Origin of the sequence: Eoetvoesiella caeni, assembly GCF_003315175.1 — a bacterium.
Classification (GTDB): Bacteria; Pseudomonadota; Gammaproteobacteria; order Burkholderiales; family Burkholderiaceae_B; genus Eoetvoesia; species Eoetvoesia caeni.
Genome location: NZ_QNRQ01000001.1, coordinates 67918 through 90378, shown reverse-complemented (window position 1 = coordinate 90378; position 22461 = coordinate 67918). Strand labels below are relative to the sequence as shown.

Genomic DNA, 22461 nt, shown 5'->3' with positions numbered 1-22461 from the left:
GGGAGTCATCCGTTTCTGACAGGAAATAGTCCGTGCGGCTTGACCGCAAGCACGAACGCCATCAGCAGGTAGATCAGCATGGAAGCAATGGCCGGGCCGGCGGCTTGGGCGAGCGACTTTTCAAGCAGTTCATTGAATATGTCGGGCAGAAAAGCGCGTCCCAGAGTGTCGACCAAACCGACAATGAGGGCGCCGTAGAAGGCACCGCGTATGGAGCCGATGCCGCCGGTGACAATGACGACAAGGGTAAGGATGAGAATGGGTTCGCCCATGCCCGGCTGAACCGAGAGAATGGGGCCCGCCATGACCCCGCCCAGTCCCGCCAGTCCCGCGCCAAGGCCGAAAATCAAGGTATTCAGGCGCTTGATATTGGTTCCCATGGCATCGACCATTTCCGAGTCCGAGGCTCCGGCCCGGATCAACATGCCGATTCGGGTTTTATTAATGAGCAGATAAAGCAGCAAGCCGCAAAGCAATCCAGTTGCAATAATGAAGAATCGATACGAAGGATAGGGCAGTCCGAAAAGGCTGACAGTACCTCTGAGCGCCTCGGGCGCATTGATGTAAATGGGCGCGGAACCCCAGAGGTAGCGCACGATTTCGTTGAAGACCAGGATCAAGCCGAAGGTGGCCAGCACCTGGTCGAGGTGGTCGCGGGTATAAAGGCCGGCAAGCACGATGCGATCCAACAAAATACCGATCAGGATCGCGGCGGGAATGGCGGCCAGCAGCGCCAGCAGAAAAGAGCCGTATATATTGAAGACGGCCGCTGCGACGTATGCGCCCATCATGTACAGCGAGCCATGCGCCAGATTCACGAAGTTCATGATGCCGAACACCAGCGTCAGCCCGGCCGACAGCAGGAAAAGCAGAATCCCGAACTGCAACCCGTTAAGAACCTGTGTGGCGATTAATTGCATGTCCATGTCAGTTCGCCTTGACGCTTATTGCATTGCGCAATCGTTGTGGTATGCGTCTTGCTGCGCTTTTAGCGGCGTGGCAATCTTCTTGAGCGTAAACCGGTCCTGGGCGTCTTTGACTACTTCGAAAACGGACAGGTCCTGGATGGGGAAGTTGTTGTTGCCAAACTTGAAGTCGCCGCGCACCGAAGAGAAGTCGGCTTGCTTGAGGGCGGCCATGAAGGCAGCTTTGTCCTGGACGTTGCCGTTTACTTTTTTGATTGCCGAATCCAGCAGTTGTGCGCCGTCGTAACTTTGCGCGGCAAAGTCCGAGGGAATGCGCTTGTATTCCTTTTCAAATTCGGCCACGAATTTTTTGTTGGCGGCGTTGTCCAGGTCGGGACCCCAGACAGGGCTTGTAATGACGCCCAAAGCGCTTTCACGCTGCGCTGGAAGATTGATGGCGTCGGTCGTCGATGTGGAAAGAACCGGGATCTTGCCCAAGAGGCCGGCTTGCTGGTATTGCCGCAAGAAATTTACGCCCAGGCCGCCGGGATAGAAAACGTAGATGGCATCGGGCTTTTCCGAAGCGATCTTGGCCAATTCGGCAGAGAAATCCTGTTGATTGAGCGGCGTATAAATTTCGTCCAGCAGCGGCGACTGGTAGTAGCGCTTGAAGCCCGTTACGAAATCGAAGCCCGATTGATAGTTCGGCACCATGGTGATGATTCTTTTGTATCCCTTGGACTTGGCATAGCTGCCCATGCTTTCGGCTTTTTGATCGTTCTGGTACGAGGTACTGAAAAAATACGGCGAACATTCCTTGCCTGCTATCTGGCTGGGCCCGGCGTTGGTGCCGATCAGGAATACTTCTTTTTTTGTAATGGGTGAGTGCACGGCCAGCATCACGTTCGAGAAAGTCACGCCAACAATAATTGGCACACCGTCTTTATCAATAAGCCGCTTTGCCAGTTGCACGCCGACTACGGGCTTGAGCTGAGCGTCAACCTTGATGACGTCTATGTGGCGGTTGCCAAGCTTGCCGCCGTTGTTCTTCAGGTAAAGCATGAAGCCGTCGTATGAGTCCTGGCCCAAGGCCGCTTGTACGCCCGAGAGCACGCCCATGAAGCCGACCTTCAGGTCTTTCTGGTTGTCTTGTGCCAACGCGGCATTAGCCATGGCCATGGCAAGACCCAAGCCGGTTGCGGCAATTGCTTTTATATAGCGATGTTTCATGTTGTCTCCTGGGCGCCGGTGGCTGGGCCAACGGCTATCGTTATTGGTAGGCTGGTTCTGAACCAATCTAATCTGGATGTTTGGTATCCAGAATTAAGACAATTCTAGGGGGGCTTTTTACGCTAGTCAAGAACAATCTAGACATATATAATCCAGATTATGAGGTATACGGATTAGATTATTATGCGAATGAATCAAGGTGTGGAGTGGGGGCTGCACTGCTGTGTTGCACTTGGCTGGATCGGCCAGAACGAAGTTGTCTCTACGGCAAGGCTGGCCGCCAAGTTCGATTTGCCGGCGGCTTATTTGAATAAATCTTTGCAGGCGCTGGCGCGGGCCGGCGTGCTGGTGTCGTCCGCCGGACCGCGCGGCGGATTCCGGCTGGCAAGGGCGCCGTCCAAGATTACTTTACTGGAAGTCGTCGATGCTATCGAAGGTCCCGAGGCTGCGTTTCGGTGTACCGAGATCCGTCGCACGGGCGACGGCGCTTCCCCGGCCAGCGAATGCAAAAAACCTTGTGCCATTGCCTCGGCAATGCGGCAGGCCGAGCTGGCCTGGCGCAAAGAGCTATCAAGCCAGACTATTGCGTCGGTCATGATGAACGCGCCGCAAGCGGCTGCCGAAAGAGCCGTGCAGTGGTTCGAGGCCACGCGTGCGGTAGCCTCGAATACGGCGGCAGCAGCAGCTACTTAAGCGGGTATATATTCCGGCCTGAGTATGTCTTGCAAGGCACTATACGGGATCAGCAATTCCGGCTGGCCGGACGAATAGGGCGCGATTTCGTACGAGTTGTACTTTACGACCAACCCCGCATCCGAAAACCCGAAGTTTTCGCTGGGCTGGAAAGGCCATATCCGGCTGTAGGCCGCTGGGTCGCGCTGCGCGTCGGGGTTGGTGCTTAGCCATTGCGCATGGGCCTGCTTCAGTGCGGCGAGATAAGCGTCGCGCTGCCCGGGGCGGATAACGTTAGCCAGCCCCAACACCTTTTCGCTGGCGTTGTCCCAGTTCAAAAACTGGGTAGCCGAGATGCCATGGGCTGCGCCTGTGTAGTATTGCCAGGTATTTAGCTCGACGACAGTCAGGTTTTTATTGCGGTACGGGGTCTTGGCCGAGAAGACGACGGAGTCGCGCGGTGCGGCGGTCTTCCAGAAATAGGCTTCATACTGGGCCAGGCTGTCGTAGGGCTGCGGCCGGTCAGCGCTTACGCCGGTCATGACCGCCAGTGCATGGTCGACAAGCTGCGTAAGCTTGGGGATGCCCGGAAATACGATGGAGTCGACTTTGATCGTAGGGCATTCGCCCGAGCATTCGGGCTTTTTGCGTTCCCATTTGACTGGCTGCGTGAACACGCCTTCTTTGCTGGTTTGGTCGGCGGTCTGGTCGGCGGGGATCAATGAAATATTGTCCCGGGGGCCGCTTGCGCAAGCCGTCAACAGCAGGGCAAGGCCCGCAAATGCAAGATTGCGACTATAGCGATTTAATATGTTCATGCGTTGTCTATTATTTGACAGTGTGGGCATCCTGGCCAAACAGCAGCTTGCGGGCGGCCTCGGTATGGATGGTGGGCGCGCTATTGATGCTTTGGGCTTTGTCGTAGGCGCGTATGGTGGCCGGGCGCGCGGCAATGGCTTCGAACCAGCGTTTCAGGTGCGGGAATTCGTTCAGGTCTTGCTGTTGTCTTTCGTGCGGCACTATCCAGGGGTAGCAGGCCATGTCGGCGATAGAGTAGGCGCCGGCGATGAATTCGCGATCGGCCAGACGTTTGTTCAGGACGCCGTACAGGCGGCTTGTTTCGCGCACATACCGGTCGATGGCGTAGGGCAGTTTTTCGGGGGCGTAAGTGGCGAAGTGGTGATTCTGGCCCGCCATGGGTCCCAGGCCGCCCATTTGCCAGAAGAGCCATTGCAGCGCGTCGGTACGCCCGCGCAGGTCTTGGGGAATAAAGCGTCCGGTCTTCTCGGCCAAGTACAAAAGTATGGCCCCGGACTCGAACACCGAAATCGGCTCGCCGCCGCCCGCCGGGGCGTTGTCGATAATGGCAGGGATGCGGTTGTTGGGCGAGATGCGAAGAAAGTCGGGTTGAAACTGGTCGCCGTTGCCGATATTGATCCCGTGCAGGGTATACGGCGTTGCGGCCTCTTCCAGGAACATCGTGATTTTGTGGCCGTTAGGAGTGGTCCAGTAATACAGATCGATCATTGCAGTCCTCTTGAAATCGGAAATGGCTTGTTGCGGCAATAGGGGCAAATTATGCGCTTGGCGGATGCTGATCCGAGGGCGCGGCAAGCGCTTTTTCAATATCGCCGCGCAGCTCGTCCGGCGTGGTGGAGGAGCCATAACGTTTTATGACCTGGCCATCGCGTCCTACAAGAAACTTGGTGAAGTTCCACTTGATGGCCTGGGTACCAAGCACGCCGGCCTTTTCGTCTTTAAGCCAGCGGTACAGGGGGTGGGCATCGGCGCCGTTGACGTCTATTTTGGCAAATAGCGGAAAGCCGACCTGGTAAGTAGAGGTGCAAAACTCGAGGATTTCTGCCTCGGGGGCCGGTTCCTGGTGGCCGAACTGGTCGCATGGAAAGCCCAGCACAACCAGGCCCTGGTCTTGGTATTGGCGGTAAAGTGCTTCCAGTCCTGTGTACTGCGGCGTAAAGCCGCACTTGGAGGCGACATTCACGATAAGCGCCACTTGGCCCTGGTAACGGGAGAGGTCGATGTTTTCGCCGGTTATGGAGGCGGCGGAAAAGGAATTCAAAGAGGTCATGGCATTGCTCGGAAAACGCCGGGCCATGACGAACACGGCCCGCTCAGCTGTCACTGTAGCAGGGCGTCGCCAACGCGTCCATTCGCAATTTTTGCTAGTTTACTTTTCGTTTGCCCTCTCGAACCAGGTGCGCGGCGACAAGCCCTGGTCGGGACCCAGGATGGAGAAACCGCCGTCCACCGGGATATCGACGCCGGTGATCCACGAAGCGGCGTCCGAGGCCACGAAAGCCACGGCCTGGCCGATTTCGGCGCCATCACCAACCCGGCCAAGCGGATGGAACTGGCTGGCCACAGCGTCGGCTACGGGACGAGAGTTATTGCTGAAGCGTTCGACCGAAGGCGACCATGTCCATGCCGGAGAAACCGCCACAGCTCGTATGCCCTGCGGTGCAATGCTTACCGCCAGGTTCTTGGTGAATTGCAGCATGGCGGCTTTCGAGGCGGGGTACAGGGCCCGGCCCGCGGCACCGAACTTGCCGCCGGTGCTGCCCAGGTTGACGATACAACTGCCGCGCTGCATGTGCCGCAGTACTTTCTGCGCAAAAATGGCTGCGGAAACCAGATTGACGCCCAGGGTGCGATGCCATTGTTCGCGGGTGGAGTCCACGCCGTTGTCATCGTAGCTGCATGCGTTGTTCACAAGGATGTCGATGCGCCCGAAGGCGTCCAAAGTGCGTTCTATGCATTCGTCGATCTGCGCATCGTCCTGGATGTCGGTCGCGCAATGCAGCGCCTTTGCGCCTTGGGATTGAAGCTCATGGACAATTTCCGCACCGGCTTGCTCATTGCGTCCGACGATAACCACCGCTGCGCCGCAAGCGGCCAGCACGCGGGCAATGTCGGCGCCCAGGCCCTGGGTGCTGCCGGTGATGATGGCGGTTTTGCCCGTCAATGCGGGTAGAAAGGAAGGCGTGGTCATGATGGAAGTTCGTCAAAAAATTGCGCAAGGGCGTTGGCATCAAGAATTTGGGCCATCAGGCTCATGCTGTCCAGCGCGGCCTGGTGCGTGACGGGGCTGGCGCTGGCGCAGGCCGGTGCCGCCACCAGCACTTCGTAGCCGGCATCTGCGGCATGCCTGACCGTGCCTTCCACCACGGAATGTGTTGCCACGCCCGCAATCAGCAGGCGCTTGGCATCGACGATGCGCAAGACTTCTTCGAGCGGGCTGCCGAAGAAGGCGTTGATGCGCGTGTGCTTGACAATGAATTCGCGCGGGCTGCCGGTGTCGGGTGCCAGCTGTTCATGGAACTGGGCGCCCCAGCTGCCCTCGGTCATGGCATTGCTGGCGGCAACGCCGCGCATGATGGGCATGTTGGTCAGCAGGTCGGCGTAGTCGGGCCGGAAGGCAATGCGCACGTGCACGATGGGCAGGCCGCAAGCCCGCGCACGTTGGAACATGGCGCTGGCGGCATCGAGTACGTTCTGGCGGACAGGGCTGTCGCTGTCCAGCCCGACCCGGATCTTGCCGTCCGGGTGCAGGACTTCGTTCTGGTAATGCAAGGCAATTACCGCAGTCGTAGCCGGCTGCATCAGATATACACCTGGATGGCGCCGTGGGTGTCATTGCAGTTGACCAGGTTGACCTGCTTCAACCTGATGCGCCAGCCGTCGTCGGTGGATGCCAGTTTGTGAATATACGAGCCGGCCAATTGGCGCGCGTCGCCCTTGCGCCATTCGGTCAGGTGAAAGGCGGAACGGACCACCAGGTAGCCTTCGCTGTCGGTGCCGTCGATCATGACGCTGCCGACTACACGCGAGGTGTGGGTAATAGGCTGTTGCGCCCAGTTGCGGGCATTGGTCAATGTGCGCATCCGCATTTCGCGCAGCATTTTATTGTCCCAGCACAGCGAGATGTGGTCGTAGGGGCTGGCTTGCCCCGGCTGCTGCGGAATCCAGTACATGCCGTCATCGGTCCAGAGGGCCAGCCAGTCGTCCCATTTGCGTTCGTCCAGCAGGCGGGCTTCGTTATAGATGAAGCGCTGGATCTCATGGTACGTATCGGGCGGGGTCGTCACCGCTTTGGCGTTGTCGCTGGCGACATCGAAGTCTATGTCGAAAAGCATAATGGTCTCCTTGGAACTAGATTTGTCCTAGCATGTATTGTTTCCAGGCATGGAACTGGTTGCGCATGGGAAGTTCGCTGGTGCCGTTGACGGAAACCATGCCGCCCGGAACCTCTTTGTCGGTGCCGGCGTACCGATGCTGGCTGACCCAGTCGCCGCCGTGGGTCATATTGCCCAGTTGGCAGCGGTTGTAGACTTCCAGGTCGTCGGGCATGACGTTGGACGAAGGAGAGTTGATGAGGTTGGCATACATCAGCCCGCGCTTGAACACTTCATCGGGCGCGCCTTTCAGGCGAAACACCTGGATTTCCACTCGGGTACTGTCCACAGTGACGGGCCGTATGACCCGGAACTGCTGAAACACGGTATGCGGCGAACCACTGCCGTAGATAATGGTGTTGTGGCGGTTTTCGCCCAAGATGGCGAGGGCGCGCTCGCGGCCATAGGCAGCCTCGAGCGATTCGAAATGGGCTTTGCTTATGGGGTCGGTTTCGATGGCGCCGGGATTGAAAATTCCTTCCATATAGCCATGGCCGTAGTCAAAAGCGCACAGGTCCAGCTTTTCCCAGAATGTATAGGGTTCGCCGTTGCCATCCATGATGTGCAGTTCCAGCGGCATATTGCCGATTACTTCGGCCTGTTCGCGCGCCGAGGTGTAGGACGATTCGTGGGTGACTCGCGCATGCATGGTGTCATGCAGGTTTTCGTAGAAAACCTTCCAGTTCGACGGCTGCAGCACCTTGAAGATGCCGCCGGCCACTTCGACTTCGCCAACGGGCGAACGGTCGCACATATTATCGATGGACGAGCGCACGCCGCCCAGGAAGTCGACAAGATCGGGACCCTTTTCGGCCTGGCTGGCAAAGATGAAGCCGCGATAGTTGCCAACGCGGGCAAGATTGCGCATGGCGAACTGGGGATTCTTAGGGTCGAAGTCGGTGCCCTCGAAACCCGCGCGCATGGGGGCCGCCAAGTGCGCGCCGTCCAGCTGGAATGTCCAGGCATGGTAAGGACAGCGGAAGAACCGTCCGGTGTTGCCGCTGCTGTCCGCCGGTACGAGCTGGGCGCCTTTGTGCGGACAGCGGTTATACAGCACATGCACTGTCTTGTCGGCTGCGCGGGTCATGATTACATCCTGGTCGCCGATGCGGGTGGCGTAATAGTCGCCCACTTCGGGAACCTGGCTTTCGTGGCCCACGTATATCCAGGCATGGCCGTAAATACGATCCATTTCAAGTTGAAATAAATCGGGGTCGGTGTACACGGACTTGTGTACCGAATCTTCCCGCACCAGTTCGGCGATTTGTTGATCGGTGTAATGCATGATGACTCCTAGTGTGCTCCTTGGCTATGTGATTGAGCATTGGTGCCGCCCGGCAAGACGCAAGGCGGCACGGCTTGGGATTTGCAACCTATTTCATTTTGCATTCCGTCGCATAGCGGTCGTGATAGTCGGTAAATACTGTGCCGACGGTTTTGTTGGTGATCTGGCCTTTGTCGTTTTTGTAGATGAGGCGCATGTAATAGTTCTGGATGGGATAGTGGTTGTTGTTGAATTTGAAGTTGCCCTGCACGGCCTTGAATGGCGCCGAAGCCAAAGCCGCGCGGAAGGCGTCCTTGTCTCCGATTTTGCCGTTGACCTTGCGAATGGCGCCGTCAAGCAGCATGGCCGAATCGTAGCCCTGGGCCGCGTACATGGTTGGTATGCGGTTGTAGGTTTTCTGGAAGTCTTCCATGAATTGCTTGTTCTGGGCGTTGTCCAGATCAGGCGACCATTGTGCGGCGTTATACATGCCCAGCATGGGTTCCCCGACCGCCTTGATGGTGTCCTGGTCGCCCGAGAAGCCTGGTGTATACATGGCCATGTCCTTCGATAGACCCGAAGCCACCAGTTGCTTGATGAAGCTGATTCCCATGCCGCCCGGCAGGAAGAAGAACACCGAGTCGGCCTTGGAGGCCCGCGCCTGGGCGATTTCGGCCGAATAGTCCAGTTGCCCCAGCTTGACATACACTTCGTCGGCGATCTTGCCTTTGTAAAGATGCTTGAAGCCTTCGATGGACTCGCGCCCGCCAGGGTAGTTGGGGGCGATCAGGAATACGCCTTTGTGCTTTTGCTCGGTAACATACTTGCCCATGGCGGCGGGAATGTCTTCATTTTGCCAAGAAACGACAAAAAAGTTTTTGTCGCATTTTTCGCCCGCATATTCTTTGGGGCCGGTATTGGTCGAAATGTAGACGGTATCATTGGCCAGAATGCTGGGCATGACAGGCAGCAGCACATTCGAGAACACCATGCCGGTCATTACGTCTACGTGATCCTTCTTGAGCAGGCGGTCTACGGCCTGCCTGCCCACGTCGGCCTTTTGCTGATCGTCCACGACGACGACCTCGGTGTCGAGCCCGCCAAGCTTGCCGCCTGCGTGCTTTACCGCCAGTTCGAAGCCGTCGCGGATGTCGATGCCCAGTGCACCGCCGGGCCCCGACAACGTCGACAGAAAGCCTACCTTGACGGAGTCGGCGCCATAGGCCGCACTGGTGGATAAGGCAAGGGCAGATAGGGCAGCAACTAGTATGCCTCGTTTCATGGTTGTCTCCTGTTGTGTCAGCCGACCCAGTGGGGCGGCTCGGTTTGTTATAGATATTCGTGCTTGCCTGGTAAAAGGGCTAAAACAGAATAAAGGATCTTGCAAGCTAATAATGTTACGTCGCAGAAATATGGGCTATCCACTTATGGCAATTTCCAGCCAAATCAGGCAACATTAAGCCTACGGCCCCGGGTTGCGGGGCTTGGGCCTGCCACCCGGTCGGCTTTGTCGACTGGGCGGTATTTCCAGTGCTTGGCCAATAACGGCGGCCCTGACCGGGGTTGCGTCTTTTACAGGAGGCTTGCTGTGCAATCATGGTTCCGCAATGGCTTGCAGCCCTTGTTCGACGTTCCGCCGATTTTCGCATCGCACGACCCCGACCAGGCCCGGCTGGGTACCGCGGGCGCACTCAAAGAGCACGACCTGGTCTGGCGGGCCGGCAAGGTCGATTGCGCTTTGCATCGCGCCCAGTTGGGGGCCTTGTCTTTTTTCATATTGCGCTATGGCGCCGCGGTCACTATCGCTCCTGGCGAATTGCAGCACTTCATGTTGTTTCAGGTGCCGCTTAGCGGCGCGGCACATATACGCGTCGGCAATCAGTCGGTGGCCGCCAGCCGCAATACGGGCGTCATTATTTCTCCCACCTTGCCCTTGCAACTGGATTGGGGCCAGGGTTGCGAGCAACTGCTGCTGAAGATTCCGCGTCGGCGCATCGAGCAAGCCTGTAGCGAACTTTTAGGCACCGACCTTGACGAGCCCGTGGAGTTTCTGCCTGAGCTTTCCCTTGGCACCCCGCATGGCAGGGCATGGCAGCATCAAATCGGCACCTTGCTATGCTATTTGGGCGGCCCCCCGCAGGCGGCGCCTTCTCCTTGGCTGCAGGCCCAGGAAGAAGCGCTTATCCATCACTTGCTGCTGTGCCAAAAAAGCAATTACAGTCAACGCCTCATGCAGCGGCCGGCCGGGGCGCAGAAAAAAGTGCGCGTCGCCGCCGAATATATTCACGAACACTTGCAAGAACCGCTGACGCTAGCTGTCATAGCGCAGGCCAGCGGCTCCAGTGTGCGGGGTCTTAGCATGGCGTTTCAAGAGCACTATCGCCAGTCTCCCATGGCGTATGTGCGCCGCGAGCGCATGCGGGCCGCACGCAACGATCTGTTGCAAGCACAGCCAGGCGCACGGGTAACCGACATAGCCTATCGCTGGGGCTTTGGCCATTTGGGGCGTTTCTGTGCCGAATACAGCAAACGATACGGCGAAACCCCAATGCAGTCGCTCAAGCGTTAAAAAGGGCGGGCTTTTTGCACCGCGCGGCTCAGAATGCCGGCGCTGGCAACGCTGCGTTAAACTCCTACATAGCGCTGCCAGATTTCGGGCGACTCGCGCAGGGTCCCGGAAGGGCCCGACCACACCACCTGGCCGCGTTCGATGATTGTGTGCTGGTCGGCCAGCTCGATCAGGCGCTGCACATATTTGTCGATAACCAAGGTGGTTTGGCCCAGGTCGCGCAACTGGCCCAGGCAAGTCCAGATTTCTTCGCGAATTAGCGGGGCAAGGCCTTCGGTGGCCTCGTCCAGTATCAATAGATGAGGATTCGTCATAAGGGCGCGTCCGATGGCCAGCATTTGCTGCTCGCCGCCCGAGAGTTCGTTGCCCATATTTCGTGCACGCTCTTTCAGCCGCGGAAAGAGTTGGTAAATTCGCTCCAGGGTCCACGGCCCCGGACTGTTGGAGCGATTGCAGGCAAAGGCGATCAGGTTTTCCTTGACGCTGAGGTTGGGGAATATCTGGCGGCCTTCCGGTACTACGGCTATCCCCAGGCGCGCGATGCGGTCGGCGGTCCAGCTGTTGATGGCGTTGCCCCGGAAGCGGATCGATCCGGCCCGGGCAGGCGTCAAGCCCAGGATGGAGCGTACGGTCGTGGTCTTGCCCATGCCGTTGCGTCCCAGAAGCGTGGCAGTCTGGCCGCTATGTATCTCCAGGTCGATGCCGAACAATACTTGGCTGGCGCCGTAGGCGGTATCTATTTTCTCGACTTGCAGCAGGGCGCTCATGCGGCAACCTCGTCGCCCAGATAGGCTTTTTTTACTTCGGCATTGCTGCGTATCTCGTCGGCATTGCCGCTGGCGATAATGCGCCCGAAGACCAGAACGGAAATGCATTCGGCCAGTTGGAAGACAGCTTCCATATCGTGTTCGATCAGTAAAATGGTGACTTGGCCGCGCAGACGGTTGATCAGCTCGACCAATTGCAAGGATTCGCCATGCCCCATGCCCGCCATGGGTTCGTCCAGCAGCAGCATGCGCGGGCGGGTTGCAAGCGCAAGCCCGACTTCCAACTGGCGCTGTGCGCCGTGTGCAAGATTGCTGGCTATGGCGTCGACCCGCGTGCTCAGCCCCACCGTGTCGGCCAGTTCGCGGGCTTCGTCGAAAATGGCGCTGTCGCTCAAGGCCGGGCGCCAGAAGCGCATGCTGCTGCCGCTGCGGGCCTGGACGGCCAGGGCAAGATTGTCGAGTACCGAGCACGATTTGAAAATATTGGTTATTTGATACGAGCGCGCCAAGCCTCGTTGTACGCGCTTGTGCATCGGCAGCACGGTGATGTCCTGGCCGTCGAACCTGATGGTGCCTTCATTGGGGCGCAAGCCACCGGCGATTTGCTGGATCAGCGTGGTTTTGCCCGCGCCGTTGGGGCCGATAATAGCGTGGGTTTGCCCCGCTTTGACTGAAAGACTGAGGTGGTCGGTTGCGACCAGGCCGCCATAGCGTTTTACCAGTCCTTGCAGCTCTAGCAATGTTTGGCTCATGAGCTTTCCCCCCGTCGGCGTTCAAGCAGGCTGGCCAGACCATTGGGCAAGAACAGAACAATAAGCAGAAGTATCACGCCCATGGGCAAGCCCCAGTAGATTGTGAAGCTGGTCAGTATTTCTTCGAGAATCAGCATGAAGAATGCGCCAATGACACCGCCAAAGAAATAGCCCATTCCACCCAGTATGACCATGACCAGCAGCGTGCCCGACTGCATCCAGTACAACTGGCTGGGGCTGGCCATCATGTTTTGGTTGGCAAACAATGCGCCGCCCAAGGCTGCCAATGCGCCGGCCACGGTAAAGCAGGCCAGTTTGTAGCGATACACCGGGTATCCTATGGCCTGCATGCGCGTTTCGTTTTCTTTTATGGCCTGTATGACGCGGCCGAATCGCGAGTTCACCAGCCGGTACATGAAAAAAAGAGACGCTGTGCAAAGCGCCAGCACAACATAATAAAAAACCGAGTCCGAGGCAAGGTTCAGGCCCATGCCGGAGCGTTGCGGCAGGCTTAGGCCGTCATCGCCGCCATACGTGCTGAGCGAAACGAAGATGTAGTAGATCATCTGCGCAAACGCCAGGGTGATCATGATGAAATACACGCCCTTGGTGCGCAGGCACATGGCGCCTATGCCCAGGGCCAGCACGGCGCCCGCCGCGATGGCCGCGGGCCAGCTTATCCAGGCGGCAGTGACGTCGTAATACATCAGGATCGCGACCGTATAGGCCCCCACGCCGAAGTAGGCGGCATGCCCCAGGCTGATCATGCCGCCAAATCCGAGAATAAGATTCAGGCTGGTGGCGACCAGGGCGAAGATGAGCAGGCGGCTGCCGAAACCAATGTAGAACTCTTGGCCCAGCAAGGTGGCCAGCAAGGGAAAGGCCAGCAGGACGGCCAGCAAGAGGGCGCAGCGCCAGGGCGAAAGGCGGTGATGCAAGGTGCTTTTTATAGGTGTCATCAGCTTCGTGCGGGAAACAGGCCTTCGGGTTTGAAGAACAACACCCCGGCCATCAAAACATAAATAAGAATCGAAGCCAGGGCCGGTCCCAGGTTGGAGGCGGCTTCAGGCGACATGAAAGAGCGAAAGAGGGGCGGCAGAACAGTGCGGCTGATGGTGTCCACCCCCCCGACCAGTAGCGACCCGATCAGGGCGCCGCGTATCGAGCCGATGCCGCCGACGACAATAACCACGAACGCCAGGATCAGTATGCTTTCGCCCATGCCGACCTGCACCGAAAGTATGCTGCCCAGCAGCGCCCCGGCAATGGCGCAGAGCGCTGCGCCAACGGCAAACAACGAGGTGAATATCAGCTTGATGTTGGCGCCCATGGCGGTTGCCATTTCGCGGTTGGAGGCGCCGGCGCGCACCAGCATGCCGATGCGGGTCTTGGTGACAATGAAGTACAGCAGCGCTGCCACCGCCAGCCCGGTGCCGATGATGAACAGCCTGAAAGAGGAATAATCGAATCCGGACCAGAGCTGGATAGGCTGGGAAAGAATGTCGGGGGTGGAAAGGCGCAGAGGTTGTTCGCCCCAGATGAGACGCGCGCTTTCATTAAAAATAAGAATTAGCGCAAAAGTGGCCAACACTTGCGACATGTGGTTGCGATGATAAAGCCGCCGGAACACCAGAACCTCGAGGACTATGCCGACAACCACGGTGGCGGCCACCGAAAGCAGCAGGCCCAGCCAGAATGAGCCGGTCAGCAAGGTGAACGAGGCGGTAAAGTAGGCGCCTATCATGTACAGCGAACCGTGCGCCAGATTAATGAAGTCCATGATGCCGAAAACCAGGGTCAGCCCAGCCGCCAGCAAAAAAAGCATCAAGCCGAACTGCAATCCATTAAGAACGAGGTCGGCAAGCAAGCTGCTATCCATGCAAGGGGTCTCCTACGGTGCGTTGTGGGGTTCGACCTCTGGTGTTTCAATCTTTCAGACCAAACTACTTTAGGTATCGAATTTTTAGACGCTAAATATATGACGGGTCGATGGCAGCATGCAATGCAGACAAACACTAGTTTTCGTCTTCGGTCTGTTGCAAAAATAGCGATAATGAAGCGGCTGAATCCTGTTTGCAGTATGGTCTATGCGAAACACGCATCCATTGTTATAGTGCCTTCTACACTTTATTGTCTGTTTTTTTATGGCCGAGTCATGACCAAAATTTATCACAACCCCCGTTGCGGGCATTCGCGCACCACCTTGCAAATCCTGGAAGAGCGCGGCCTGAAGCCCGAAGTCATCGAATATCTTATTACCCCTCCCAGCCGGGCCGAGCTTGAAGCGCTCATCAGCAATGCCGGCTTGACCGTGCGTGAAGCCATGCGCAGCAAAGAAGCCATATACCAAGAGCTAGGCCTTGAAAATCCCGGCCTTAGCGACGATCAACTGCTCGACGCCATGATGGCGCATCCCATACTTATTAATCGTCCCTTTGTCGTCACCGACAAGGGGGTACGTCTTTGCCGTCCGGCCTCTGAAGTGGAAGCCATTCTTTAATAGTCCTCCTGCCGCTGCCTTCCCCATCGCTTAAGGAACAAGCATGAATTTTTACGACGCGCTGTTCCATCTGTCGGATTTCTGGCTGTTTTGCGTTTGCGTTTTAGGGGTTTGGTTGTTGACCATGCTGGCCGCGGCATTGATGGCGGGGTTAATGGTCGTGCTTCCGCATCGGGGCATTCCCATGGTGGGCACTGTGCTTACCGGAATACTGCTGCCCACCGGCATGGTCATAGCCTTCGTCGCCAACGATGTCTGGCAGAACGATGCGGCTGGCCGTGCGGCCGTGGCGGATGAAGCGTCGGCCATTTCGGACAGCTTGCGGGTAGCCAAATACCTTTCCCCGGAGTTATCCGAAGCCGTTCGCGTGCTGGTTCAGGACTACACCAAGTCGGTCATAAAGGACGAATGGCCGATATTGGGCAGCGGCCATTTCAACGATGCGTCCGAGCACTATCTTGAACAACTCATGGTCAAGGCCGTTCAGTTGCAAAGCAATCAAGCAGCAAACAGCTCGCTTGCCATTGCCGGGCAAGAGTTGCGCCGATATGTCACTCGCATCGAGCTGGCTCGGGACGCGCGGCTGCGGGTGGCGGACACCCTGGTGCGCATGCCCAAATGGGTGTCGGTGCTTGTCATGCTGTTTGTGGCGGCTTGTGTGCTGGCGGAACTGCACATCACATCGCGCCGTTCCCTAGCTGTAGTAACCACGCTGTTTGCCCTGGGTTTTGGGGTGACTATCTACTTGATAGCCGTGTACGACAGGCCTTTTACCGGAAAAACCATTATTACCGCGGAACCACTGCAGCGCGCGCTGACGCGCGCTTATATCTTGCCGGATTTATAGTTCGTATCAAATTCTCCATAATAGGAGTATAATTCGTCCATATCCGGAGAAACAGCCATGGAACTTGCATACAGCTATCCTGTCAGCCGCTTCGAGCCCGCCGTTGTGGTGGACCTGAACTCGCGTGTTGCGCGCGAGCGCCTGTCCAAGTCGGCGTTGAAGGGCTTTTTCAATCTCGTACAGGCCTGGGGCCTGCGCGACGACGAAGCCTGCGTCTTGCTGGGCGGGCTTTCCAGCAGTGCTTTTTACGAATGGAAGAAAAAGCCCGGGCGGCTGCTGGAAGTAGACCGCATCACCCGCATTTCTTACTTGCTGGGCATTTATAAAGCCTTGCACATCCTGTACGGAGACGAACTGGCCGACCTATGGGTCAAGTTGCCCAACAGCAATGTTATTTTTGCCGGCAAGTCGCCGCTCGATTACATGCAAGAAGGCGGGCTGCTTGCCATGCAAACTGTTCGCAAACTGCTGGATGCCCGAAGAGGCGGGGTTTGAATGCCGTCTTCGGTACCGCCCTTGTGCCTTTTACGCCAGCTTGACACCTGCCGGCTGCTGCCGTCCCGGTTTGCCGACCAGGAAGACTCCGTCCTAACACCGCTTTCCAGCGACCAGGCACACCTAGAAGACTTGTTCGACCTGGACAATGCCACGAACCAGCGGCTGCTTGGCGAACGTGGCGGAATGCCGGGCATAGGCATAGACGAGCTGGTGTTCGGCGTGCCCAATTTTCGCATCATCAATGCCGCATATACCTATCCGCGCCCTGAAGGCAGCCGCTTCAATGGCGGCGAACGCGGCGCCTGGTATTGCGCATTCGACATTGATACAGCGCTGGCGGAGATCGTTTTCCATAAAACGGTCGAGTACGCCGAGATCAACTACTTTCAAGACAGTGTGCGCTACCAGGCATTCCTGGCCGATTTCTCCAGCCAGTTCCACGACTTGCGCAATGCCCCCCAGTTCACCGACTGTTTGGCTCCGGGCAGCTATGTTGCCTCGCAAAAGCTGGCCGGCCGTTTATTGCAGGACGGCTCCTTGGGTATCGTGTACCCCAGCGTGCGGCGCGAAGGCGGCATCAATCTGGCTTGCTTTCGTCCGGCCTTGGTCGGCAATGTGCGCCGTGGCGCGGCCTATCAATTAAGTTGGTCAGGTTCGACCGAGCCATTGGTTACAGCCCTCAGTTAAAGGATCTTCGTGAGCAGCCGGTTGTGTTTCAAGCTAGCCTTGGGCAGCATACTATTGTGGTGGCTGGCATTGCCTTTGGCCTGGGCGGGTCCTTCGCTTGGCGAATGCCATGGCATGAAGAACCTGGTTTTCGTCGCCCACCAGGACGACGACCTGCTGTTCATGAACCCCGATATCGACCAGGTCATCGATGCCGGCGGGTGTGTGCAAACCGTGTACCTGACCGCGGCTGAAAGAGGCGAAGGTGTGCGCTATATGCTGGGCAGGGCGCGCGGTGTGCGCGCCGCCTATGCCCTGATGGCGGACAGCAACGACAACTGGACCGAAACGGAAACCGTATACGGCGGCAAGCACCAGGCACGTTTCAGCCTGAATGCCAACCCGCGCGTTGTCCTGGTGCATATGCGGCTAGAAGACCCCTGGCTGGGCAAAGGGTGGGGCAGCCTTACACCATTGAGCCGAACCGAGTCGATCGCTGGCACCAGCGCCAAGGCGCTGGGGTCCTACAGCGAAAGCTATACGCGGGCCGACCTTGTGGCTACGCTGGCAGCCATCATTGCCGACTACGGTCCCACCGTCATTCGCCATATGGACGACTCCATCTCCATCCCCTATACCTCGCTGTGCTGGCGTTGCATAGGCCACGATCATCCGGATCACATTGCCAGTGCCAGGCTGGTACGGGACGCCATCCGGATGGCGCCTGGCGATTATGCCGAAGCGGCCTATGTCGACTATCCGACCCAAGAGCGTGGGGTCAATCTGACCGCGGCCGAGATTGCCGCGAAAACCAATGCCTTCAAGCGCTATGCTCAAGACGACTATCAATACTGCCCCAATCCCAAGCAATGCAACGAACCGGCGGGTACCGCGGCAGCCTGGGTGGGACGCACTTACTATGTAGTTCGCCGCAACGAATCGCCGGCCCTTATCAAGACGGGCAGCAACGGCTATTTGCTGTTCACGACAGGCGAGCAAAACAGCGCCGCCAATGTGCTGGCCAGCGACAACGCCCAGGCCGATAAAGATCCTGGCTGGGAATCCCTGGGCGGGCGTACCGCCAGCGGCGTGGTTGCCTTTCGTTGGGTCGACGGGCGCGCCGGCATCGTGACACGAGACACGATGGGGCGGCTGTGGATCAACACCCAGAAGACCGGCGCCGGCTGGCAAGGCTGGCACTCTTTGCGCGATATGCACAGCATGCGCCTGCCTTTGGTCGTGAGCCTGAGCGACGGCCAGCCGGCGTTCCTGCTGCAAGACAGCACCGGCGCCCTGCAGTATTGTTCCGGGGTGCTCCCCGATGATTACGTTGTGGGAAGCTGCACGGCTGTACCGCGTTTGAAAGGTTTTTTGACCGAAGCGGTCATGGCTGTGAATGCCGACAATCTGATTTCCGTCTTTGCAGCGGACCGGAGCGGCAGGCTTTGGGTTACCTCGCAAAACAAGGCCGATCCGCAAACCTGGTATCCCTGGAGGCATATGGCCTCGATCCATTCTTCAGGCGGGCTGGCCGCCATGCGCGATGCGGGCGGGCAGATGGTGTTGTTCTGGCGCAATCAGGCCAACGGCAACATGATGCGCACCGACGAAGTCGTCAAGCCTGGCGGCCAGCGCGTTTGGGACGCAGCGCAGGACCTGGGCTTTTCTTATGTCGGCCGTCCATCCATCGGCTTGAATGAACACGGCTACGTGACTGTTGCCGCCCTGGAGCAAGCGGGCAGCTCGTTGATGCTGGTTGAAAAGCAAGGGATGACACGGCTGGGAACAGGCGTGGATTCGGCTCCGGCGCTATGCGCCGTCGACAATCAGTTGGTGTTGATATCCCGCAGCAGCGACGCCAGCCAGAAGTACTGGGTATGGAAGCGTGTTGCCGGAATCTGGCAGGCTCCGCGATTATTGTCTGAGCCGCCGCACGCGGGGGGAGGCTCGTATGCGCCGCTGCCCGTGCCGGCCGCCGGCGAGGCGCCCCGGGCATTTACAGGAACCCCTTCAGTTCCCCCGCCGGCAGCGGCTTCCGGTCCTATTTAGCTAGCGCTTGGCGGCGTGCCATATATCGCGGAACTTGTCGCCGGTCTTATCGCCCGGCTTTTGGTCGGATTTATAAAGATACAGGGGCTGGCCTTTATGAGCCCACTGCCGAGTTCCGTCTTCGCGCGTAATAATAGAAAAATCGCCGCTGGCCTTGTCGCTTTTGTCGGCTGTCAGCGGAGGCCAATTAGCGGCACATGGCCCGGCGCATGCGCTTTTACCGCTAGTGGCCACGTCTTTGTCGAAGGTATAAAGCGTCATGCCCGCATGGTCGACCAGCATGCCGTTGCTGCCCGCCGTAGGCGGCGCAGCATAGGCGCCCGCGCTGAAAAGGCCGCCGCCAGCCACGAGCAGCAATGCAGGCAGGAATAATCTTTTTTTCATGGGTTTCATGGTGAAGTTCCTGAAGAGAGTGTTGCGGTTGAAAACGGGTGAACGTGTTGACCAGCTTACCCTTACTTTGAGGACGGGCGAACGAAAATAATTCCCCCCGTATGTAAAGATTATTCTTGAACGACAACGGGCCAATTGCGGTTACAGGCGCTCTGCGGCGTGTATCGGCCTTGAGCCCGCGCGGTTCCGCCTTTTAGCTCTCGGGCGTGTAGCCGGCTTCGCGGATGGCGTTTTCTATGACCGGCTGCATCTGCGCCGAGGCATCGACCCGGACCAGGTGCTGCTCAATATCGATATTGACGGCGGCGCCGGGTGCGGCTTGCTGGACGGCTTTAGTGATGGTGCTGGCGCAATGGCCGCAGGTCATGTCATGGACGCGATACTCAATCATGTCGACTCCGGTGTAGTGTGTAGGGGTTAAGTGGAACTTCGGTGGAACTTCGCCCGAGGCTTACCATGCACTGTAAAGCTTCCTATAATAGGAAGGTCAAGCCGTCTGGCCGATTTCAAAAAGGTGCAAGCATGAATATTGGGCAAGCCGCCGACGCCAGTGGCGTGACGGCGAAAATGATTCGCTACTACGAAAGCATCGGCCTGGTTGCGGCGGCGCGCCGTACCGAGGCTGGTTACAGAATCTACTCCCAGGCCGATGTGCAGATTCTGCGCTTCATCAAGCGTTCGCGCGATCTGGGATTTTCGCTTGAACGCATTCGAACCTTGCTGGGCCTATGGAAGGATACGGACAGGAAAAGTTCCGACGTCAAGAAATTGGCAAGCCAGTACATTACGGAACTCGATCAGGATATTCTTAAACTGCAATCCATTCGTGATCAATTGGAGCAATTGGCCATATGCTGCCAGGGCGATAACCGGCCCAACTGTCCCATACTGGAAGAACTGGCTTCCTGACCAAGGCCCTCCTGAAACATCAGGCGGGCCTCGAGTGCCGCCCGCGAGGTGTGTGTCCGGAGGGCCGCGGTTGATGCGTTATGCGGCGGCCGCACGGGAGTGCGACGCACGAACGATGCGGTTTATTGGGTGAACCAGACTATGACTTCGCCGCGCACGAATACGGGTTGCGGCAGCGGCCCTTTGCCCGGCGCGGTATGCACCAGGTACATGGGTTTACCGGCATCAAGGCCGTTAAAGGCATTGGTATTGAAGGAAGAGCCGCTGACGGGTACGCACCGCTCTGTGCCGTTCCAGCACAGGCTGGTCTGGACAAGGACGTTGGACTTGTATGAAAGCCTGGCATGTACGCGGCTGATGGCCTGCGGGCCTGGCCCGCCGGCCGCCGGGCGCGGCGGCGCGTACTGGGTACTGACGCTTATGCCGCCATAGTTCAGCGCGGGGCTGGTGCCCGTGGCATTCCACGAAAAATCGCCCGCAATGGCGGCGTGCGCAAACATGGCGCAGGCAAGGGCTGCCAGTCCCTGCGTCAGGCGACGGGCGTCGAAGAGTGCGGCGGATTTATTCAATAGCATTCATGCAGTATCGCCGATGGCGGCAAAAGAAAGGGGCCGTATCCACTTCAAGGGTTTCGCCGGGTTGCGCGATATCCTTCGGCAAATTGTCATTCCATGCCCATCAACTGCACCATGCGGGCGCGCCATTGGCTGCGCGGCTGGAACCCCGGCAGTTGCCGCGCATGCGCTTCCACGGATTGCATGAGTTCGTCGTTGGACTGCCTGAAGTCCACCGGCACACGCATGGGCTGGTCGACATACCAAGGCGTGTCGATGAATAGTTCAAGACGATTGCCTTCGGGGTCTCGCAAATAAACGGAAATGGCGTTTCCGTGTGTGACCGGTTGAATGTCGCTTGCCCCTGCTTCGGCAAGCTTGTCATACAGATCCCTGAGCGTATCCAGGCTGTCGGCGCGCAATGATATCTGATTGATGACATTGAACGAAACTGAGTCCGGCTTTCCGGTTGCCAGGACGATCTGGTGGTGTTCATCGGGATCGCGGCTGAGAAATACCAGTTTGAATTCGCCCGAGGGGCCTGAAAGGGTGCCGCGATCAGTCACGAAGAAGCCGAGCAGCCCCTGATAGAACTGCTCCATTTTATCGATATCCTGGACATAGAAGCCCACGTGGCTAAAGGATAATCCTGCTTGCATGAAAGCCTCCTGTTTATCATTTATAGAAATTATTCTATTTTATAAATGCTGGACTTGCAATTAAATTATATTATTTATCTTATTATGATATTTATTTGATTCTTTGGGCGGCATCAGGCCGGTCTGCGTTGCGCAGGACCTTGCCCAGTTCATCGGCTGTGGTCGTCAATAGTTCCAGCAGTTTGTCATGGTTCATGAACTCGATCCGGCGCACGGGAATGACCAGCGCCAGCGAACCAACGGCGTATGGGCCTTCGCCGAAAAATGGTACGGCAATGGCGCCGACATCGGACTCCAGTTCGCCGCTGGAAAGGTAAAACCCGTCCTTGCGGACTTTCTGCAGCGTTTGCCAGAAGACTTCCCAGGTTTCCGACAAAGGGAAACCAGCCAACTCTTGTTTATGGCTTTCGTAAAGGCGCCTGAGCTTGGCCTTGGGCTGGGTGGCCAGTATGACTTTGGGAGCGGCGCCCAGGAATAGCGGCCGGGACCGGCCGCGGCCATAGGCCAGGTGCAATCCATCGGCGCCCGATTCGCGGTGGGTATCGATGATTTCGTTGTCGAACAGTCGGGTCATGACGCAGTCGCAGCCAGTCTGGGCCGACAGCGCTTTCATGAGCGACTGGCCCGCCGCATAGTAGGGGTCGGTAGTGCGCAACTGGTAGTCCAGTGTAATAATGCGCGGCCCCAGCGAATAGCTTCCGGTACCCAGGCGCAGAAGTATGCCGGCGTTGACCAGTTCCCTTACGTAGCGGTATCCGGTGGGCGCCGAACAGCCGATCTCGGTCGATATTCCTTCGGCGGACCAGATTGGCGTATCGACGGTGAACAGGTCGAGAATGGACAACATTTTGGATAGACTGGACATCGGATAGACCTTGGCGACAGCGGGAAGATGAAAAATCGTTGCACAAACAGCCAGCGGCGATTGTAGCTTTTCGCCGGGCATGATTCGATTTGCCGATACGGAACGGCTTGCCGAACTTATTGTGGGTGCTCGATTCAGAATACTGCCGTTTTATCACAATATGACAAGT

The 22461-nt window shown here is 57.8% G+C and carries 27 protein-coding genes; 8 read left to right on the top strand and 19 right to left on the bottom strand.

The features are described 5' to 3' along the window. Nucleotides 1–5: 5 nt before the first annotated feature. Both DFR37_RS00410 and DFR37_RS00405 read right to left on the bottom strand, forming a co-directional pair. On the bottom strand, nucleotides 6–926 hold the full coding sequence (locus DFR37_RS00410; protein ID WP_113931275.1) for a branched-chain amino acid ABC transporter permease: 921 nt from the start codon (nucleotides 924–926) through the stop codon (nucleotides 6–8). Between the two features lie 18 nt (nucleotides 927–944). Further along, complete coding sequence (locus tag DFR37_RS00405; protein WP_113931274.1) at nucleotides 945–2135, bottom strand: ABC transporter substrate-binding protein; 1191 nt, start codon at nucleotides 2133–2135, stop codon at nucleotides 945–947. Between the two features lie 183 nt (nucleotides 2136–2318). On the opposite strand from DFR37_RS00405, the gene DFR37_RS00400 reads away from it, so the two are divergent. Next, on the top strand, nucleotides 2319–2828 hold the full coding sequence (locus tag DFR37_RS00400) for an RrF2 family transcriptional regulator (RefSeq protein WP_113931273.1): 510 nt from the start codon (nucleotides 2319–2321) through the stop codon (nucleotides 2826–2828). On the opposite strand, the gene DFR37_RS00395 is transcribed toward DFR37_RS00400, so the two are convergent. The 8 genes from DFR37_RS00395 to DFR37_RS00360 form a co-directional block, all read right to left on the bottom strand. Then, nucleotides 2825–3625 (bottom strand): RsiV family protein, encoded by an 801-nt coding sequence (locus tag DFR37_RS00395; RefSeq protein WP_113931272.1) that lies wholly within the window; start codon nucleotides 3623–3625, stop codon nucleotides 2825–2827. The two genes, DFR37_RS00400 and DFR37_RS00395, sit on opposite strands and share 4 nt — an antisense overlap. A gap of 10 nt (nucleotides 3626–3635) precedes the next feature. Further along, complete coding sequence (locus tag DFR37_RS00390; protein ID WP_113931271.1) at nucleotides 3636–4334, bottom strand: glutathione binding-like protein; 699 nt, start codon at nucleotides 4332–4334, stop codon at nucleotides 3636–3638. A 49-nt stretch (nucleotides 4335–4383) separates the two neighbouring features. Next, the gene (locus DFR37_RS00385; protein ID WP_113931839.1) at nucleotides 4384–4896 is read right to left on the bottom strand and encodes a glutathione peroxidase; all 513 of its coding nucleotides are present in this window, start codon (nucleotides 4894–4896) and stop codon (nucleotides 4384–4386) included. A 99-nt stretch (nucleotides 4897–4995) separates the two neighbouring features. Further along, the gene (locus tag DFR37_RS00380; protein WP_113931270.1) at nucleotides 4996–5817 is read right to left on the bottom strand and encodes an SDR family oxidoreductase; all 822 of its coding nucleotides are present in this window, start codon (nucleotides 5815–5817) and stop codon (nucleotides 4996–4998) included. After that, nucleotides 5814–6428 (bottom strand): cysteine hydrolase family protein, encoded by a 615-nt coding sequence (locus tag DFR37_RS00375; protein ID WP_113931269.1) that lies wholly within the window; start codon nucleotides 6426–6428, stop codon nucleotides 5814–5816. Before DFR37_RS00375 ends, DFR37_RS00380 begins: the two co-directional genes overlap by 4 nt. Next, the gene (locus tag DFR37_RS00370) at nucleotides 6428–6961 is read right to left on the bottom strand and encodes an aromatic-ring-hydroxylating dioxygenase subunit beta (RefSeq protein WP_113931268.1); all 534 of its coding nucleotides are present in this window, start codon (nucleotides 6959–6961) and stop codon (nucleotides 6428–6430) included. Before DFR37_RS00370 ends, DFR37_RS00375 begins: the two co-directional genes overlap by 1 nt. Nucleotides 6962–6977: 16 nt before the next feature. Then, a complete protein-coding gene (locus tag DFR37_RS00365) occupies nucleotides 6978–8285 on the bottom strand; it encodes an aromatic ring-hydroxylating dioxygenase subunit alpha (protein WP_113931267.1) in 1308 nt (435 codons plus the stop codon). An 88-nt stretch (nucleotides 8286–8373) separates the two neighbouring features. Beyond that, complete coding sequence (locus DFR37_RS00360) at nucleotides 8374–9546, bottom strand: ABC transporter substrate-binding protein (RefSeq protein ID WP_113931266.1); 1173 nt, start codon at nucleotides 9544–9546, stop codon at nucleotides 8374–8376. Nucleotides 9547–9852: 306 nt separating this feature from the next. Here DFR37_RS00360 and DFR37_RS00355 point away from each other — a divergent pair, with 306 nt between their 5' ends. Further along, complete coding sequence (locus DFR37_RS00355) at nucleotides 9853–10833, top strand: AraC family transcriptional regulator (RefSeq protein WP_242341686.1); 981 nt, start codon at nucleotides 9853–9855, stop codon at nucleotides 10831–10833. A 56-nt stretch (nucleotides 10834–10889) separates the two neighbouring features. Here DFR37_RS00355 and DFR37_RS00350 read toward each other — a convergent pair whose 3' ends face one another. From DFR37_RS00350 to DFR37_RS00335, 4 genes are read right to left on the bottom strand one after another with little or no spacing between them, the layout of a single operon-like run. Then, nucleotides 10890–11600, bottom strand: a complete 711-nt coding sequence (locus DFR37_RS00350) for an ABC transporter ATP-binding protein (RefSeq protein WP_113931265.1) — start codon at nucleotides 11598–11600, stop codon at nucleotides 10890–10892. Further along, entirely contained in the window at nucleotides 11597–12352 is a 756-nt protein-coding gene (locus tag DFR37_RS00345; protein WP_113931264.1) for an ABC transporter ATP-binding protein, read from the bottom strand. Before DFR37_RS00345 ends, DFR37_RS00350 begins: the two co-directional genes overlap by 4 nt. Beyond that, complete coding sequence (locus tag DFR37_RS00340; protein ID WP_170139793.1) at nucleotides 12349–13311, bottom strand: branched-chain amino acid ABC transporter permease; 963 nt, start codon at nucleotides 13309–13311, stop codon at nucleotides 12349–12351. The genes DFR37_RS00345 and DFR37_RS00340 overlap by 4 nt, the downstream gene beginning before the upstream one ends. Beyond that, nucleotides 13311–14231, bottom strand: a complete 921-nt coding sequence (locus DFR37_RS00335) for a branched-chain amino acid ABC transporter permease (RefSeq protein WP_113931263.1) — start codon at nucleotides 14229–14231, stop codon at nucleotides 13311–13313. The genes DFR37_RS00340 and DFR37_RS00335 overlap by 1 nt, the downstream gene beginning before the upstream one ends. Before the next feature lie 276 nt (nucleotides 14232–14507). Between DFR37_RS00335 and arsC the strand changes: the two genes are divergently transcribed. Genes arsC through DFR37_RS00310 form a run of 5 tightly spaced genes read left to right on the top strand, consistent with a single transcriptional unit; the run spans nucleotide 14508 to nucleotide 18912 of the window. Then, nucleotides 14508–14852 carry an arsenate reductase (glutaredoxin) gene (gene arsC, locus DFR37_RS00330; protein WP_113931836.1) on the top strand — a complete coding sequence of 115 codons (345 nt, stop codon included), beginning with the start codon at nucleotides 14508–14510 and terminating at the stop codon, nucleotides 14850–14852. Between the two features lie 43 nt (nucleotides 14853–14895). Next, nucleotides 14896–15699 (top strand): bestrophin-like domain, encoded by an 804-nt coding sequence (locus tag DFR37_RS00325; RefSeq protein WP_113931262.1) that lies wholly within the window; start codon nucleotides 14896–14898, stop codon nucleotides 15697–15699. Nucleotides 15700–15756: 57 nt separating this feature from the next. Continuing rightward, on the top strand, nucleotides 15757–16194 hold the full coding sequence (locus DFR37_RS00320; RefSeq protein ID WP_113931261.1) for an MbcA/ParS/Xre antitoxin family protein: 438 nt from the start codon (nucleotides 15757–15759) through the stop codon (nucleotides 16192–16194). Continuing rightward, the gene (locus DFR37_RS00315; protein ID WP_113931260.1) at nucleotides 16195–16884 is read left to right on the top strand and encodes an RES family NAD+ phosphorylase; all 690 of its coding nucleotides are present in this window, start codon (nucleotides 16195–16197) and stop codon (nucleotides 16882–16884) included. A 9-nt stretch (nucleotides 16885–16893) separates the two neighbouring features. Then, the gene (locus DFR37_RS00310) at nucleotides 16894–18912 is read left to right on the top strand and encodes a DUF8189 domain-containing protein (protein WP_113931259.1); all 2019 of its coding nucleotides are present in this window, start codon (nucleotides 16894–16896) and stop codon (nucleotides 18910–18912) included. Here the strand turns inward: DFR37_RS00310 and DFR37_RS00305 are convergent, their stop codons facing one another. Both DFR37_RS00305 and DFR37_RS00300 read right to left on the bottom strand, forming a co-directional pair. After that, the gene (locus DFR37_RS00305; protein ID WP_346724782.1) at nucleotides 18913–19305 is read right to left on the bottom strand and encodes a COG4315 family predicted lipoprotein; all 393 of its coding nucleotides are present in this window, start codon (nucleotides 19303–19305) and stop codon (nucleotides 18913–18915) included. It abuts the gene before it with no gap. Nucleotides 19306–19498: 193 nt separating this feature from the next. Further along, nucleotides 19499–19696: a heavy-metal-associated domain-containing protein gene (locus DFR37_RS00300; protein ID WP_113931258.1), complete on the bottom strand. Its 198-nt coding sequence runs from the start codon at nucleotides 19694–19696 to the stop codon at nucleotides 19499–19501. A gap of 131 nt (nucleotides 19697–19827) precedes the next feature. Between DFR37_RS00300 and cueR the strand changes: the two genes are divergently transcribed. Next, nucleotides 19828–20214 (top strand): Cu(I)-responsive transcriptional regulator, encoded by a 387-nt coding sequence (gene cueR / locus DFR37_RS00295; protein WP_113931257.1) that lies wholly within the window; start codon nucleotides 19828–19830, stop codon nucleotides 20212–20214. Between the two features lie 122 nt (nucleotides 20215–20336). Here cueR and DFR37_RS00290 read toward each other — a convergent pair whose 3' ends face one another. From DFR37_RS00290 to DFR37_RS00280, 3 genes are all read right to left on the bottom strand, one after another. Then, nucleotides 20337–20789, bottom strand: coding sequence for a flagellar protein FlhE (locus DFR37_RS00290; protein WP_113931256.1), 453 nt, complete (start codon nucleotides 20787–20789; stop codon nucleotides 20337–20339). 89 nt (nucleotides 20790–20878) lie between these two features. Continuing rightward, nucleotides 20879–21427, bottom strand: a complete 549-nt coding sequence (locus DFR37_RS00285; RefSeq protein WP_113931255.1) for a VOC family protein — start codon at nucleotides 21425–21427, stop codon at nucleotides 20879–20881. A 91-nt stretch (nucleotides 21428–21518) separates the two neighbouring features. Further along, nucleotides 21519–22292 (bottom strand): IclR family transcriptional regulator, encoded by a 774-nt coding sequence (locus DFR37_RS00280; RefSeq protein WP_242341687.1) that lies wholly within the window; start codon nucleotides 22290–22292, stop codon nucleotides 21519–21521. Nucleotides 22293–22461 lie beyond the last annotated feature (169 nt).